This window comes from Amycolatopsis sp. NBC_01307, from assembly GCF_035975215.1.
Classification (GTDB): domain Bacteria; phylum Actinomycetota; class Actinomycetes; order Mycobacteriales; family Pseudonocardiaceae; genus Amycolatopsis.
The window spans coordinates 6,516,890-6,533,794 of the sequence record NZ_CP108403.1; the positions used below are offsets into that span (position 1 = coordinate 6,516,890).

The 16,905-nt window shown below is 71.0% G+C and carries 9 protein-coding genes; 7 read left to right on the plus strand and 2 right to left on the minus strand.

The genetic code is table 11. From position 1 onward, the window contains the following. The first annotated feature begins 49 nt into the window (after positions 1-49). Genes OG439_RS27960 through OG439_RS27970 form a run of 3 tightly spaced genes read left to right on the plus strand, consistent with a single transcriptional unit; the run spans position 50 to position 9,065 of the window. Positions 50-7,318, plus strand: coding sequence for an RHS repeat-associated core domain-containing protein (locus OG439_RS27960; RefSeq protein ID WP_326943784.1), 7,269 nt, complete (start codon positions 50-52; stop codon positions 7,316-7,318). Continuing rightward, positions 7,315-7,971: a hypothetical protein gene (locus OG439_RS27965; RefSeq protein ID WP_326943785.1), complete on the plus strand. Its 657-nt coding sequence runs from the start codon at positions 7,315-7,317 to the stop codon at positions 7,969-7,971. The genes OG439_RS27960 and OG439_RS27965 overlap by 4 nt, the downstream gene beginning before the upstream one ends. A 5-nt stretch (positions 7,972-7,976) precedes the next feature. Continuing rightward, a complete protein-coding gene (locus tag OG439_RS27970; RefSeq protein WP_326943786.1) occupies positions 7,977-9,065 on the plus strand; it encodes a Dyp-type peroxidase in 1,089 nt (362 codons plus the stop codon). Between the two features lie 130 nt (positions 9,066-9,195). Here OG439_RS27970 and OG439_RS27975 read toward each other — a convergent pair whose 3' ends face one another. Beyond that, on the minus strand, positions 9,196-10,050 hold the full coding sequence (locus OG439_RS27975) for a hypothetical protein (RefSeq protein ID WP_326943787.1): 855 nt from the start codon (positions 10,048-10,050) through the stop codon (positions 9,196-9,198). Between the two features lie 379 nt (positions 10,051-10,429). On the opposite strand from OG439_RS27975, the gene OG439_RS27980 reads away from it, so the two are divergent. After that, positions 10,430-11,530, plus strand: a complete 1,101-nt coding sequence (locus OG439_RS27980) for a hypothetical protein (protein WP_326943788.1) — start codon at positions 10,430-10,432, stop codon at positions 11,528-11,530. 421 nt (positions 11,531-11,951) lie between these two features. Here the strand turns inward: OG439_RS27980 and OG439_RS27985 are convergent, their stop codons facing one another. Further along, complete coding sequence (locus OG439_RS27985) at positions 11,952-12,575, minus strand: TetR/AcrR family transcriptional regulator (protein ID WP_326943789.1); 624 nt, start codon at positions 12,573-12,575, stop codon at positions 11,952-11,954. A gap of 105 nt (positions 12,576-12,680) precedes the next feature. Between OG439_RS27985 and OG439_RS27990 the strand changes: the two genes are divergently transcribed. The 3 genes from OG439_RS27990 (at position 12,681) to OG439_RS28000 (ending at position 16,644) form a co-directional block, all read left to right on the plus strand. After that, positions 12,681-13,238, plus strand: coding sequence for an ester cyclase (locus tag OG439_RS27990; RefSeq protein ID WP_326943790.1), 558 nt, complete (start codon positions 12,681-12,683; stop codon positions 13,236-13,238). A 151-nt stretch (positions 13,239-13,389) separates the two neighbouring features. Further along, complete coding sequence (locus OG439_RS27995; RefSeq protein WP_326943791.1) at positions 13,390-13,788, plus strand: DUF5684 domain-containing protein; 399 nt, start codon at positions 13,390-13,392, stop codon at positions 13,786-13,788. 69 nt (positions 13,789-13,857) lie between these two features. Continuing rightward, a complete protein-coding gene (locus OG439_RS28000; protein ID WP_326943792.1) occupies positions 13,858-16,644 on the plus strand; it encodes a hypothetical protein in 2,787 nt (928 codons plus the stop codon). The last annotated feature ends 261 nt before the right edge of the window (positions 16,645-16,905 follow it).

A 16,905-nucleotide genomic window follows, 5' to 3' on the forward strand; every position in this document is an offset into this window, starting at 1 on the left:
CCGGCGCATGCTTTCCCCGACCGGATGCGGCACGAGGGGACTAGAGCTCATGGCCAGGTCGTCCAGATTCGCCGCGTTCGCGGCCGCCCTGCTCATCGCGGGCCAGATCGCCGGGTTCACGCACCCGGCGGGCGCCGAGCCGGCCGCCGCCACGGCGAAGGCCGCGGCGCTGCCCTCGACCCCGACGAACTACGCCTACGACGCGGCCGGCCGCGTGAAGGGTGTTTCCCAGAGCACGGGTTCGGGCGCCGCCGCGCGGTACAACTACGACGATTCGGGCAACGTCACCTCCATCGACCGCACCGTCGCTTCGGCGCTGTCGGTCTCGAGCTTCGTCCCCGCGCAAGCCGCCGCCGGCGCGAAGGTCACCGTCGCCGGTACCGGGTTCGCCGCCACGGCCGGCGCGAACACCGTCAAGTTCGGTGGGAAGGCCGCCACCGTCACGACGGCGAGCGCCACCTCCCTCGAGGTGACCGTGCCCACGGGCGCGGTCACCGGCCCGGTCACGGTGACGACCACCGCGGGCACCGCGACCAGCCAGCAGTCCTTCACCGTCGACGCGGCCACCGCCGCCCCGGCGGTCACCGGCTTCAGCCCCGCGACCGGCGTCGCCGGCACGACGGTCACCTTGACCGGCACCGGGTTCGCCCCCGTCGCGGCCGACGACACCGTGACGTTCGGCCTCACCCGCGCCCGCGTCACCGCGGCCACGGCCACCAGCCTCACCGTGACCGTCCCGGACGCGGCCACCTCCGGCCGGATCACCGTCGCGACGCCCGGTGGCACCGCCGCGGTGTCGGGCACCGACTTCGTCGTCGTGCCAAGGGGTTACGCCGTCGCCGACGTCGGGTCCGCGGCGACCCTGGCGGCCGACGGCACCGCGGCCACGGTGTCCGTGGCCGCGTCGGGCAAGGTCGCGTTGCTGCGGTTCGCCGGCACGAAGGGCCAGCGGCTGAGCCTCGGGCTCACCGGCTCGACGATCACCACCGAGTACTCGGTCGCCGTCTTCACGCCCTACGGCGCGCCCTTCGCCCGCAACGACTACGACGCGCCGCGCCTGAGCACGTACCTCTACGGCGGTTACGAGCTGCCGCCGCTGCCCAGCAGCGGCGTCTACCAGGTGGTCGTCGACCCCAGCGCGGCCGGCACCGGCTCGGTGACCGCGACGCTGTCCAGCCGCGTCACCGGCACGCTCGACCCGGCCGGCGCCGGGGTCACCGTGGCCCTCGCCCGGGCGGGGCAGCAGGCGGAGCTGACGCTGCCGGTGACCGCGGGCCAGCACATCGGCGTCGGGTTCAGCGGGTCGACCTTCGCCGCGAGCACCCAGCTCACGCTGTCGGTCAAGGAACCCAACGGCACCCCGCTGCTGTGGAACGCCCAGGGTTCCACGCGCGGCCTGCTCAAGTCCGACGGCGGCGGCGACTACGACTTCGTCCCGAGCCAGACCGGCACCTACACGCTGGTGGTCGGCTCGACGGACGCCACCACCGGCTCGCTGACGGTCACCGCGTCCCCGGCCCTCGAAGCGGGCGCGATCACCCTCGGCGCACCGAAGAACCTCGCCATCTCCCGGCCCGGCCAGGACGCCCGGCTGACCTACGCGGGGGTCGCCGGCCAGCAGCTCAGCCTCGACTTCGACCAGTACACCTTCGGCTACTTCCCTTACCTCACGGTCACCAAGCCGGACGGCTCGGCGCTCTACGCGGGCCCGTCCGGCTACCACGCCGACTTCCCCGCACTGCCGGTCGACGGCGGCTACCTGATCACGGTGAGCCCGCAGTCCACCACCGGGTCCGCGACGCTGCTGCTGACCACCCGGCAGGACGCGGGCACCCTCACCACCACCGGCCCGGCCGTCACCGTGAACCTCCCGCAGTCGGGGCAGACGGCGTCGCTCGCCTTCACCGCCACGGCCGGCAGCGGGCTGTCGCTCGCCTTCACGAACTGGACGCTGCCCGGGACGGTCCTCGCGCAGGTGATCAAGCCGACGGGAGAGGTCGAAGCGGCCTACGACGTCGGCTCGCTCAGCACGTTCTGGTTCGTGCCCGGGGCTTCCGGCGCGTACCGCCTGCTGCTCACCCCGGACGGGTCCGGCGCCGGTTCCGCCGCCGTGACGCTGTCCGCGGAAACCGCGGGCGGCACCATCGCCGTCGGCACCCCGAAGACGGTTTCGGCGACCCGGCCCGGCCAGACCACCCGGCTGAGCTTCACCGGGACCGCGAACCAGCGGCTCAGCCTGGCTTTCCCGTCCTACGGCTTCACCTACTACCTGGGCGTCATGGTCATCCGGCCGGACGGCGGGCTGCTGCGGAACGGGACGATCACCGCCACGCAGGTCGACCTCGGGCCGCTGCCGGCCGCCGGCACCTACCAGATCGTGGTGTACCCGTTCGCCGAAACCGGTACGGCGCAACTGACCCTGGCCGAACGGACCGACGCCGGCACCGCGACCGTCGGCGGGGCCGCGAAGACGATGACCGTCGCGCAGGCGGGCAAGTACGTCGAAACGTCCTTCACCGCGACGGCGAACCAGCGGCTGTCGATCGGGTTCACCAACTGGACCTTCCCCGCGGCCGGCTACTTCCGCGCCCGCGTGGTCGACGCGAACGGCGTCGAGAGCGAAGACATCCTCGTCTACAAGAGCGGCGCCGTCGACACCAAGGTCGGCGCGGCCGGGACGTACCGGCTGATCCTCGCGCCGGGGGCGAACGCGACCGGCTCGGTTTCGGCGACGCTGTCGCAGCAGCTCGACGGCGGCGCGATCGCCTTCAACACCGCGAAAACCGTGACGATGAGCCGTGCCGGGCAGAGCGTCCGGCTGACGTACGCGGGGACCGCGGGCCAGAACCTCTCGCTCAACTCCACCAGCACGACGCTGCCCTACTACCCGTACGTCGAGGTGCGCAAGCCGGACGGCACGGTGCTGACCCAGCACGCCGGCGCCGCGTCGGTGCCGATCGCGACGCTGCCGGTCACCGGCACCTACGAGATCGTCGTCAGTCCCTACTCCTACACCGGATCGGACACCCTCAAGCTCGTCACGCGGGCCGCGTTGCAGCCGCTCGTCACGCAGCCGTCCGCCCCGCGCGCGACGGCGGCGCCCCCGCTGCCCGGTGTCCCGCGCGCCCTGGCCGAGGGCGGCAAGCCCGCGAACCGGCCGAGGGCGGAGCGGCCCGACACCGGCACGCAGACCAGCCCGGCCGCCGGCGCCTCCTGGGTCCCCGACGCGCGCAACCTGTCGGGCGCCGACTGGACCACCCACCTGCCCCCGGTGACCGGGGACGAAACCCCGGCGCTGCAAGGGAAGCCGGGCTCGACCGCGGTGTCCGGCCGGGTGCGCACCCTGGACGGCCACCCGCTGGCCGGCGTCACCCTGTCCGTCGGCGCGGCCCGCGGGGTGAGCGACGCGCAGGGCCGGTTCCTGCTCGAGGGCGTCACCCCCGGCCACGGTGTGCTGCGGATCGACGGGGCGAGCGCGAGCACCCCGGACCGGCGGTTCGGGCTCTACGACGACGGCGTCGACCTCGTCGCCGGGCGGACCACCGTGCTGCCGTACCCGATCTGGATGACCGCGCTCGACACGAAGCACATGGTGCGGTTCGCGTCGCCGGCACCGGCCGAAGTGGTCGTCACGACCCCGGCCATCCCCGGGCTGGAGGTGCGGCTGCCGAAGGGCGCCGTCGTCCGCGACAGCGCCGGCAAGGTCGTCACCGAGCTCGGCATCACGGCCATCCCGGTGGACCGGCCGCCGTTCCCGCTGCCGAAGTCGAACGTCCCGACGTACTTCACCGTGCAGCCCGGCAGCTCCTACGTCTTCCCGACCGGCGCGCGGGTGATCTACCCGAACTACCCGCACGCCCCGCCCGGCGCGACGATGGACTTCTGGCACTACGACCCGGCCGGGCGCGGCTGGTTCGTCTACGGGCACGGCAAGGTGACCCCGGACGGCAAGCAGGTCGTGCCCGATCCCGGCACCGAGGTCTACCAGTTCACCGGCGCGATGCTCATCGAGCCGGGCGTCGACGCCCCGCCGGACGCCGCGCCGGCTCCCGGCGGCGACACCGTCGGCGGCGATCCCGTCGACCTGGGCAGCGGCCTGCTCAGCGACACCCACACCGACCTCACGGTGTCCGACACGCTGCCGATCGGCGTCACCCGCACCTACCAGCAGGCCGACACCGGGCGCCGCACGTTCGGCGTCGGCACCGGCTCGGACTACGACGTCTACCTCTACGCACAGCAGCAGTGGATCGACGGGCAGCTGATCCTGCCCGACGGCGCGAAGGTCAAGTACCACCGGATCACCCCCGGCGGCACCGGACCGACCGACTACCTGACGGCCGCGTTCGCCGCCGACCCGACGCCGACGAAGTACGCCGGCTCGGTGCTGGCCTGGAACGGCAACGGCTTCGACCTCCGGCTGCGCGACGGCACCACGCTGGTGTTCGGCGAAGAGGCGCCGCTGCAGGCGATCCGGGACCGCTTCGGCAACACCGTGACGATCACCCGCGGGCCGGCGCAGGCCGACACCGACGGGCACGTCCGGGCGAAGGGCCCGATCACCCAGGTCACCTCGCCCAACGGACGCTGGATCAGCTTCGCGCACGACACGGCGAACCGGATCACCCGCGCCGAGGACAACACGGGCCGCGCGGTCGGCTACACCTACGACGCGAGCGGCCGGCTCTCGACGTTCACCGACGCCACCGGCGCGGTCACGACGTACACCTACGACGGGCAGGGCCGGCTCGCGACGGCGAAGGACCCCCGCGGCACCGTCTACCTGGCCAACCTCTACGACACCAACGGCCGCGTCAGCAAGCAGACCGTCGCCGGCGGCGGCACCTACCAGTTCGCCTACCTGACCGACTCCGCCGGCAAGGTGACGGAGACCAAGCTGACCGATCCGCGCGGCACCGTCCGCCGGGTCACCTTCAACGCGGCGGGCTACAGCACGTCCGACACCGCCGCGTTCGGCGACGCGCTCGCCCGGACGACGACCATCGCGCGGGACCCGGCCACCAACCTGGTGACCAGCACGACCGACCCGCTCGGGCGGCGCACGGACCTGACCTACGACGCCTTCGGCGACGTCACCGGGACCACCGAGCTGGCCGGGACCGCGGCCGCCCGCACCCGGACCTACGCCTACGCCGGGCCGTTCGGCCAGCTGAGCCAGGCCACCGACCCGCTCGGGCGGGTCACCACGTTCGGCTACGGCGCGAACGGCGCCCCGCGGACCACCACCGACCCGCTGACGCGGGTGACCACTGTGGACACCGACGAGCAGGGCCGGGTCACGAAGGTGACCGATCCCCTCTCGCACGCGACGAGCTACGGCTACCTGCTCGGCGACCCGGTCACGGTGACGGACGCGCTCGGCCGCGTCGCCCGCCGGGTGACCGACGGCACGGGCCGCCCGGTCGCCCAGATCGACCGGGCCGGGGCCGTCACCCGCGCGACCTACGACGCCGACGACCGCGTCCGGTCGATCACCGACCCGCTGGGCCGGGTGACCGCCTACGAGTACGACGCCAACGGGAACCCGGTCAAGCTGACCGACCCGCGCGGCGGCGTCACCGCCTACACCTACGACGCGGCCAACCGGGCGACCACGGAGACGGACCCGCTCAACCGCGTCACGACGACGTCCTACGACACCGAAGGGAACCGGACCGGCCTGACCACCGCCCGGGGCAAGGCGAGCGACTACGCGTTCGACTCGCTCGGCCGCCTGACCCAGGCCCGGTTCGGCGTCTCCGGGAGCACGGCCGAGAGCCAGATCGCCTACGCCTACGACGCGGGCGACCGGGCGACCTCGATCACCGACTCGGCCGGCGGCACCACGACCTTCACCGTCGACGGCTTCGACCGGATCACCCGCGCGGTGAGCCCGCAGGGGCAGCTCGACTACACCTTCGACGCGGCCGACCAGCGCACCGGCCTCACCGTCGCCGGCCAGCCACAGATCACCTACGGCTACGACGCCGACGGCCAACTGACGCAGGTCCAGCGCGGCTCCGACACGGTGGCCCTCGGCTACGACGCCGCCGGGCGCCGGAGCGCGGTCACCCTGCCCGACGGCATCGCGCAGAACTACACCTACGACGCCGACGACCGGATCACCGCGATCGGGTACGCCAAGGCGGGCGCGGCGCTGGGCGACCTGTCCTACGCCTACGACCCGGCCGGGCGGCTGACCCAGGCGGGCGGCAGCTACGCCCGCGGCGACGTCCCGGCGGCCTACGGGCCCGCCGTCTACGACGCGGCGAACCAGCTGACCAGCCTGGCCGGGGTCGCCCGGACCTACGACGCCGACGGGAACCCCACCTCGGACGGCACCACGAGCTACGTCTGGGACGCGCGCGGGCAGCTGGCGTCGTCGGCCAGGGCCGGGGTGAGCACCACCTACGCCTACGACGGCCTCGGCCGCCGCACCGGCAAGACCACCGCCGGCGTGACCACCGGGTACCTGTTCGACGGGCTGAACGTCGTCCAGGAGCTCACTGGCGGGACGCCCAGCGCCAACCTGCTCACCGGCGGTGTCGACGAGGTCTTCGCCCGGACGTCCGGCGGCACCACCCGCTCGCTGCTCACCGACCGGCTCGGCAGCACGATCGCCGTCGCCGACGGCGCGGGGACGGTCACCGGCGAGTACACCTACCAGCCGTTCGGGGCCACCACGCTGACCGGCGACGACGGCGGCAACCCGACCCGCTTCACCGGCCGGGACGACGAGGGCAACGGCCTGTACCAGTACCGCTCGCGGTACTACTCGACCACCGACCAGCGCTTCCTCGGCCAGGACTCGCTGGGCTTCGGCGGCGGCGACACCAACCTGTACGCCTACGTCGGCGACGCGCCGACGACGTTCGTCGACCCGCTGGGCACGTCGGCCAAGCCGGCCATCCCGGAGAAGCCGCGGCGCATCGCGCTCGGCGACGGCACCTTCCAGTACCCGGACGGCTCGATCCGGGACCACGCCGGGCACTTCGTCGGCACCACCGGGGCGCGGCCGGGCTCGCAGGCGGAAGCGGACGTCTGGGACCGGCTCGAGGAGCTGGGCTACGAGGTGATCCGCGAGCCGGTGACGGTCACCGGCAACGACGGCCAGACCCGGATCTTCGACGGCGCCATCGTGCGGCCCGACGACGGCAGGCTCATCGGCATCGAGGTCAAGAGCGGCACCGCCCGGCTGACCCCGGAGCAGCGGGCGTTCGACACCTGGCTCAACACGACACCGGGTGCGGAAGCCGTCGGCGTCGGTAGGCATGCGGGCCGGCAGGTGGTAGGTGTGTACCAGTGGAACGTCCCATGACGAGCGACGGCGGTCCCCTCGACCGCGCGACGGCGGCGGCCTGGACCCGCGAGGTCCTGGCGGCCCGGCTGGACGAGCCGTTGCGGGCCGAGGGCTTCACGCGGCCGGCGAAGAGCATCGCCTACACGCGGAAGATCGACGGCGGCAAGCAGCGGATCGACTTCGACCTGGTGATGCGCCCGCGGTACGCCAGGGACGCCGTGCAGCTCACGCTGTTCACCTCGCTGCTGCTGCCGGAGGTGGGCGCGAAGGCCGCCGAGCTGCGGGGCGAGCCGTTCGTCCGCGGTAAGCCGGACCTCGTCCAGCGCGAGCTGCTGGGCACGCTGGTGCGCAACCCGCCGGTGCTCACCTTCCGCACGCCCGCCGAGCTGGCCGCCCACGTGCCGACGATCGAGGGGTACCTGCGGACCGGCGTCCTGCCGCACCTCGACGCGAGGCGCACGGTGCGGGCCTTCGCCGAGCCGAAGGCCGAGGTCATCACCCGGCTCGGCGGCAACGACGGCCAGTGGGGCGCCGAACCCGTCGTCGTCGCGGCCGCGTTCCTGGTGCTGGGCGAGCCCGAGCGGGCGAAGGAGCTGCTGGCGACCGCGTACCCACCGGACTCGCCGTCGCGCCCGCGGTACGAGCACGTGCTAGCCGCCGTGGGCTGTTGACCAGCGTGCGACGGCGAACCGTGCTGGCGGGCGCCGGTCTGCTGGGCGTGGCGGCCTGCGCGCCGGCCCCAACGCCATCCGTGGCGCCGGTCCCCCACCAGCCGGGCGTGGTGACGGCACCGCCCGCGGCCGCCGTCTTCGCCGCGTTGGACGTGGTTTCCGGAACGCCGGAGGCGGTCTTCCGGGCCCTGGCCCCCGGGACGCGCGCGACCGACGCCGAGGTCACCATCGCGGTCGGCGCGTCGCTGTTCGACGGCCGGTTCGGCCTGGCGAAGCGCGCACCGCGGCGGCTGGGCGCGATGCCCGCGTTCCCGAACGACGTCCTGGATCCCGCGCTGTGCCACGGAGATCTGCTCCTGCAGGTGGCTTCGCACGACGCACGGACCGCCGACGCCGCCCTGCGCCGCGCGCTCGCCCCGGTGGGCGGCGCGCTGCGCCCGCGCTGGCGGATCGACGGCTTCCGCGAGGAGAACACGACCACAACCGACGGCCGCGCGGCGACCCGGGACCTGTTCGGTTTCCGCGAGGGCGAAGGCAATCCGGACGTGCGCGACCCAGCCGTCGCCGCGAGGTTCGTCTGGGCGGACGACGACGAACCGGCCTGGGCCGCGGGCGGCACCTACCAGGTAGTGCGCCGGATCCGCTTCTCGCCGGCACTGTGGGACGCCGAACCGACAGCCCGCCAGGAGGCGGTCATCGGCCGCCGCAAGACGGACGGCGCCCCACTGGGCCACGACCGCGAGGACGCCGCGTTCGACTACTCGGCCGACCCGTCCGGGCAAGTAGTCGCCCTGGACTCCCACATCCGGCGGGCAAACCCGCGAACCCCGGAGACGGAGCCGAACCGAATCCTGCGCCGCGGCTACTCATTCCGCACGAACCCGACCCCGACCACCGACCGCGACGAGGGAATCGTATTCGTCTGCTTCCAGCGCGACGTCGAGACGGGTTTCGCGACGGTGCAACGCCGCTTGGCCGGCCAGGCCTTGGACAAATACGTGCTCCCGGTAGGCGGCGGGTACTTCTTCGTCCTACCGGGCATCACAGACGCCCCGGACGACTACATCGGCCGCACCCTCGTTCAGGCCCCATGACCCGGCGAAGCCGACCTGAGCCGGGGCCGGAACGCCCCCGGGATCGAAGGCTGATCCTGAGCCATCTGCCGCGCGCCAAGGCGGACGGGTCGTAAGATCTGCTCCCAGCTGGGTTCGAACGGTGCAAGCTTCACTGAGCCGGAGTCTTGTTTGCGACAGTGAAAACCAGGTTGAGCACGCCTACGGGTACAAAGATGATCAGCCACCATCTCAGGCTCTTCAAACACGCGCCTCGAAGCCAGGTTTCGCTGCGACTGTAGATTCCCGAACTCGTCGCCGCCCAGGCCAGCACGAAACCCAGGGTCGCCAAGTACTGTAGAACTGTCTGCGGTGCACCATCCAGCAGGACCGCCACAGCTGTCAGTACGATCGCCGCGATGAACGCGATCATCGCGAACCGAGTTGCGGACACCACCCGTTCGAGTCCAGCTGCGACATCGGTGCGCACGGAACCCGCACCAGCCTCCGCAGATCGGCTGCCGGCGGGTTCCTTGAGGCGAGCCTGACGGATCCGGCGCCACGCCGCAACGGCGGCCGCCGGCAACTGCCGCAAGACCAGCATCGGCGGGCGCGGGTATCCGCGCTGATAGAGCAGCGTTGCACCAGCTGGCCGGAGTCTCAACAGACCCACACCACGCTCCGAACGGTCGATGATTGCGTCACCCTTGCCGAAGGTCTGCCATCGTTGGATCTGAGGGTTCACCGAGTGTCCGAACCGGTAATTCTGCCGCCGGTTGTGATGCCTGCACCGCGACCACTCTCCGGGAACCCAGATACGGCACTCCCAGCCGCGGCTCGTCTTGGGATACGCGCAGTGCACCAGCCAGACTCGCCCTCGTAGGAACCAAATGACCACCGAGATCACCGCGACGTAGATCGGGAACAACAACCCGATCCACAGGGGCCATGGCACATCCGAGACGGATCCGAGCTGGTTCGAAACCCATTGCAAGGTCGACGGCAACAGCGACAAATAGTCGTTCAACTCGCCCTCCCCGGTGGTGCGACTCAGAGGCCTGGTTACCAGCAGTACTCGACCGGTAGCGACTAGTAAATCCGCTGTCGGCGGAGCCGCCCGTCGCCCAGTCGCGCACGCGGGTTACCAGCCGTGATCCCGACGTGATCAAGGTGACTGGAGAGATGTATGAGAGCCATGTGAGTGGGGGCGAGTCGCTGCCCCGGCCCTCACGCGACGTCGAGCCAGGTGCGGTCGCCGTTGGTAGCTAAACCCCGGTCAGACCGTCGAGTTCGCCGGACTCGGCGGTGCCACGAAGAGTGGACACTTTTCGTCATAGATCTGTCACGACGTTCCTCAGCATGCCTCGTTAAGGTTCCAGACGACGAGCGGGTGGCAAGGAGACGTCTTGAGCGGGAACCGCGACTACACCCGAGGCGATCGAGCTGCACTGATCTCACTCAGCGCAGGTACGTGCTACTGGCCCGAGTGCTCGGACCCGATCGTCAAACGGGTCGAGGGTAGTTACAAGATCGCTCTTGAGATCGCCCATATCTGCGCGCTGAACGCCACCGGCGAGCGGTACGAGCCGAAGATGACGCCGAAGGAACGCGACCACTTCGATAACTTGATCTTCCTCTGTCATGCGCACCATCAAGTGATCGATGAACGCGGTGCCGCAGCGACGTGGCCGGCCGCGACCCTCCGGAGGTGGAAGGAAGAACGCGAACGCGATGGCATCCGAAGGCTACGCGGCTTGCGCGAACTGACGGAGGAACGTCTCGATGAGATGATCCGGGACGCGCTTGAATCTCGCGAAACAGCCGTCAACAGTGCGCTCGCACGCTTGCAACGGACCGACTCCGAAGCGGCCGAACTGATCAAGGAACTACTCGACGAACTGCGCATGGCCAGAAGCTCCGGCTCGGCGATCACCATGGATACAGCCGAGATGCTCTACCGGGCCGCGAGCGAACTGGCTCATCTTCGCGGCAGCGCCGAACTCCTTCAACACGCCGCGGAAAGACTCGGAGGGCTCGAACGCGGCGCGGCCTCGCTGCAGGATGCCGCCGACAAGCTCATCCTTCTTGCGCCCGAGACCAAGGAACTGCACGCCACGGCCGGCCAACTCGCCGAGGTGGTGAACAACGCGGCGCTCCTGCATGACGTCGCGACCGGACTTGCACATCTCCCGGCGAGCGCCGGCCGACTCGAACAAACGACCAGGGATCTGAACGCGTTGGAGGGCAACGCGGATGTACTCGAAGGAGCTGCCAACAAACTCACTCACCTCCCTGTGACCGCCGAGCAACTGGTGGCTGTCGTGAGTCAGCTGGGCGGCCTTCAAAACATCGCTGGCCGACTGCAGCGCACGGCGGCGGACGTCCGGCAGGCAGCCGATGAGCTGCACAAGGTCACGGCGGCTGACGCCGACGCCCACCATGAGGACGCCGAATCCGAAACCGAAGATAGCCGGAAGATCCTCGGGGCACGGACACCGACCAAGTGAGTGAGCACTGGCGGGCCTCCGACGACCCGCCTCACCGGTTGGCCGACTCGCCGATCGTTCTCCGGCGCGGTGCCGTCGCCATCGCCGCGCTGGCTGTAACCACCATCGTAACGCGCGGTGTGGAGGTCGCGCCCCAGCTCAACCAATTCTCGTCAGATGTCTCATACACCGCCGTCTCGAGCGACTGGCCGTAGATCTACTGCCAGTGATTATGGCTTCGCAGCCCGCTTCCAGGGTGCTGACCGTCAGTCTCGCGAGCCCAGTGTTTCAACGCATCGTTCAGTAGATCGATGCCAGGAGAGGGACAAAACCGGGGAGATGTACGACGTGGCGGTAGCAGCCCGGGTCGAACGTCTCGTCCCAGAAGAAGACGGAGTCACCGGCCGCGGACTGTCCACTGTGGTCGCTCGCGAACCGACGCTCACTGAGCTGGTGGCTCGGCGAGCAGTGCGTGCCCCGCCTGGGTGGTCAGCCAGGTGGTCGCTCTTTGCCAGGACCAGCCTCGCGTGCGGAGGTCTCGCCATGGGCGGAAACCGAAGTGGAACCAGAGGATGTCCGACGCTGTCGCGATGTCCACCCCCTCGCGGAGTTCGCCCAGGGCCGCTATTCGGGACGCCGCCTCGGCGAGTCTGTCGGCGTACGCCGTTTCGGCGCTTTCCACCGCCTCGGTTAACAGCGGCTCGGTGCCCGCGTTGTCGTACAGCGCGCCCAGCAGCCAGGCGCGGTCGCGGAAGACTGTTGCGGTGCCCTCCGCGACTTCGGCGATGACCTCTCGGCCGGACCGGGCGGTGTTCAGCCTGCGCAGCGAGTCGTCGATCTGGTCGTTGTTCGCGGCTTCGCGGATCAGCTCGATCAGCAGCTGCGGCTTGCCGCCGACGCTCGTGTAGACGGTGTTGACCGCCACCTCCGCGCGCGTGGCGATCTCCGCCAGCGTTGCCCCGACGTAGCCCCGCTCTTCGAACAGGGCGAGTGCGGCCGCGAGCACGGCGCGGCGGGTTTCCGCCGCCGCGGACGTCCGCCTGGCGGACTTGTAGGGGCGCGTCACGTCACTCAGCGTACTTCACCGTCATGCGTCACATTGACTGGAACGCATTACTATCATTAGATGGGGCTACGCCGGATCAGCGCGGTCCGGTCCGAGGAGGGAACCGTGACCACCAGCACCGAGCTGCAGTCCGCGATCGACGTCTTCCGGGTCCTGGTGACCGGCGATCCCGATCTCGCGCGGTCGGTGGCCGCGCCGGCGTTCGTCAACCGGGAGGCCGCGGACGCCCCGCCCGCCTGCTCGGTGCCCGGGCCCGGCGCGCTGCTCGCCTCCGGTGCCTGGATGCGCGCCGCCTTCGACGATCTGCGGTTCCCGGTGCTCGACGCGGGTTTCGACGCCGGAGTGGCCTGGGTCCGGCTGCGGATGCAGGGGGTGCAGAACCGGCCGTTCGTCCGCTTCCGGGACGGCAAGCCCGACAAGATCCTGCCCGCCACCGGGCGGGCGATGGACTTCGAGCAGATCCACGTGCTGCGCGTCGGCCCGGACGGCGTCACGAGTCACGAGGCGGTGCGGGACGACCTGACCATGCTCAGCCAGCTCGGCGCGTTCCCGCCGAAGCCGGCCGTGCTCCTGGCGATGGCCCGCGGGAAGCTGACCGGCTCGTCCCGCCGCGCGGCGGAGTCGGTGACCCGGGCCGCAGCGGAAGCCGGCCGGCTGGGCTGAGCAACGCCCGTGATCCCGTCCCGTTCGAATGCGGTGGGCCGCCCGATATTCGAAAGCCGCGGGAAATGACCGCCCACCTGCGGTGAGCCGATTCGGTCGACGCTAAGGTCACCCGTCACGACTGACGCTCCCGGAAGGACACTCCCGCTCCATGAACGATCAAAACTCGACGTCCGTCTTCGGCCTCGGCATCGGGTTCGGTTCCGGCCTGATCTTCGCCGTGCTCACGATCATCGCGCTGTGGAAGGTGTTCACCAAAGCCGGGCGGCCCGGCTGGGCGGCGATCATCCCGATTTACAACGCCTACATCCTGCTGAAGGTCGCCGGCCGCTCCGGGTGGTGGCTGCTCCTGCTGCTGATCCCGGTGGTCAACCTGGTCGTGGCGATCATCGTCTCGATCGACGTCGCGAAGGCGTTCGGCAAGAGCGGGGTTTTCGGGTTCTTCGGGCTGTTCGTGTTCTCCATCATCGGCTACCTGATTCTCGCCTTCGGCGGGGCGCGCTACACCGGTCCGGCCGCCGCCGGCGGGCCCGACGTCCAGCGGGGATAGGATTTCGGTTCCGGCATTGTCGGTACATTTCCGGGACCAGCCGCGCTCCCAATGTGCCATTCTGGGCCCATGGGGAGAACGGGACCGCTCGGCTTTCTCGGGGCCGACGCGCTGGTGAAACTGCTCGGTGCGCTGTGCCTGCGGCCGCGATTCGGGGATCGGCCGCGGAAACTCGACGAACAGTGCGAGTGGACGGACTACCAGGACGAGCGGTCCGAACGGCGCGGATTGCCGATGGTGTGCCTGGTCCGGCCGCCGGAAAGCGCCGACGTGCTGGCCGCCGTCGCGGATCGGCTCAAGACCGCGAAACCGCAGGGCAGCATCCGGTACGCGCGGCCCGGGCTCGCCGAGCACGAGGGCCGGGACGAGGCGGGAGCGGCGACCGCGGACTCCGTCACCGTCGTCCGGGACGTCCTGCGGGAGGCGCGCAAGGAGCTCGGTGACAGCGCGACGGCACACACCAGCCGGCTGCCGTTCCCGCTGTTCGACCTCGTCTACTGGCTGATGCTGCAGGACTACGACGGCCGTGACGATCCCGACGGGGTGCTGCGGCGGGCCATCCGGCGGATCAGCCTCGCCGAGCGGTTCAGCTCGTCCGCCGAGGACGCGGTCAAGCAGCTGCCGGAGAACCAGGGCATCTGGAAGGTCTTCTCGCTGCTCGTGCGCGGGCTGACCCTGCTGACCTTCCGGATCGCCGTCACCGGGCGCGTCCCGCTGCTGTCCGGCCGGTACCGCTGGTTCCTCAGGCAGCCGCACCTGGCGCCGGAGATGTCCGGCAGCTTCGTGCGGTTCGCGCGGCGGCTCACCGAGGGGCAGTGGCAGGAGGAGGCGCCCGAATACGTCTGCCGGCTGCTGCTCAACGCCTTCCTCGAGGACCTGCGACGCGCCTACCGGCTGCGGCCGTGGCGGGTGTGGCGGCGGCGCCGGATGACCTACCCGGTGCTGCTGCTGGACGAGGTGAGCGTCGGCAACGGCGGTTACCGCCTGCTGGAGCTGGTCAACTCGGTCCGCAACCAGGTCGGTCTGTTCGACCCGCTGCTGGTGGTCAGCGCCAGCCCGGCGCCGCCGCCGGACGCGGTGCCGACCTCGCGCCGCCCGCAGTTCCAGGCGGAGCAGGCGCGCGCGGCCTACGTGGCCTGGCAGAACCAGCTCGAACGCGACCGGCGGGAACGGCAGCCGACCGCGTGGTACCTGCCGATCGGCGTCCGGCCGCCCGCCGACGCCGACGAGCCGAAGGTCCAGCAGATGCTGCAGACCCTCGGCAGCGACTACCGGTTCCGGCGGCAGGTCCGCCCGCCGTGGTGGGCGAGCCGGTGGACGCGGATCGGCGTGCCGGTCGTGGTGGTGGCGCTGGTCGCCGGGTTCGTCGCCTACCGCAGCCACGACACCTACGCCGAGCACTGCGGTTCGGACAACCCCTGGCTGACCTGGACCGGCAGCGAGTGCGTCGGCACCACGGACGGCGCCCAGGACCTCTTCCAGCCGTCGGACGCGACGATCCGGCAGGTCGAAGCGGTGGTGCTGGACCAGAACCACCGCGCGGAGAAGCTGCACGAGGCCCACCCGGAGCGGCCGTACATCACGCTCGTCGCGCTGGAGGCGCTGACGTCGTCCAACAACCTCGCGGAGGGGCTGACCAGCGAGCGCGAATCGCTGGAGGGCTTCGCGGTCGCCCAGCTGCGGCAGCTGAACGCGCCGGGTTCGGCCGACCCGATCGTCCGGCTGCTCATCGCCAACGCCGGCCGCGACATGCGCCAGGGCGTGCGGGTGGCGAACCAGCTGCGGCAGCAGGCCGAGCAGGACCGCAGCATCGTCGGGGTGGTCGGGCTGGACCTGAGCAGCCAGCCGACCCAGCAGACCATCGCCGCGCTGACCAACGCCGGGCTGCCGATGGTCGCCTCGACGTTGTCCGCCGACCCGCTGGCCGACCTGAACCCGATGTACTTCCAGGTCACGCCGCAGAACCGGCGCGAGGCCGCGGTGGCGGCCGGGTTCGTCGAGCAGCTGCCGGGGCCGCGCGTGATCCGCGTCTACTACTCCGACGACGACGCCGACGTCTACAGCACCAACCTGCGCGACGACACGCTGAAGTCGTTCCGGGACAAGGGTTTCCAGGTCGAGGCGCGGGCGTTCACGCCGGACGGCGGGCCCGGCGGGCCGCCGTCGCACCTGCGGTACGGCGAGACGCTGGTGGGCAACGCCGGCGCGGCGGGCCGCGACACCTGTTCCTACGACGGCTTCGTGTTCTTCGCCGGCCGGGGCGTCCCCGACTTCGGCCAGTTCATCAGCAGCGCGGCGCTGTGCGGCAGCCGGGCCACCGTGATCGGCGACGACGACGTCACGCGGTTCGTCGCCGACCAGGGCGAACGCCAGCGCAACCGCGCGCTGCCGTACTACTTCATGTCGTTCGCCACCGCGCCGGTCACCGAGCCGCGGGGCGCGGCGCTCGACTTCTACACGACGCTGGACCAGACGCTGTTCCCGTTCGAGCGGACGCCGGAGGGCCGCTCGTACGACGGCCACGCCGCGCTCGCCTACGACGCCGCGCAGGTGATGATCGTCGCGGCGGCGTACCTGCGGGAGACCGCCGCCGAGATCCCGGTGACGCCGGGGGCGATCTGGCGCGAGATCACCGCCATCCACACCTCGCGCCCGGACGGCAAGCAGGTCAACAAGTACCTCGAAGGCGTCACCGGCATCATCGACTACGGCGGCGACATCAGCCGGAACGTGCCGCAGAACAAGCCGGTCGCGGTGATGGGGGTGGCCGGCGGCGAGGTCGACAAGTCGGTGCACGGCTTCTGCGGCGCCGCCAACGGCCCGACGTCCGACACCTGGTGCCCGCCCGATCCCTGAGCGGTGTCCTGCAAGTCAAGCTCGCGGTCTTCGCGCCCAGGCGGCCCCTGACGGCACGGGCGGCCCGCCCGAGTACAACCCCGGTACGAGGGCGACCCGCCCGCACCGCCAGGAACCACCTGGATCACGAAGCCCATCGAGCAGACTCACAGGGCACCGCTCAGGCCTCTCGCAGCCAAAGGTCCAGACATCGGTTCTTTACGCGATGCCTGCCGTCTGCTACAACCTTAAACAAGCTCATAGCCCGGTTACGCGCTCAAG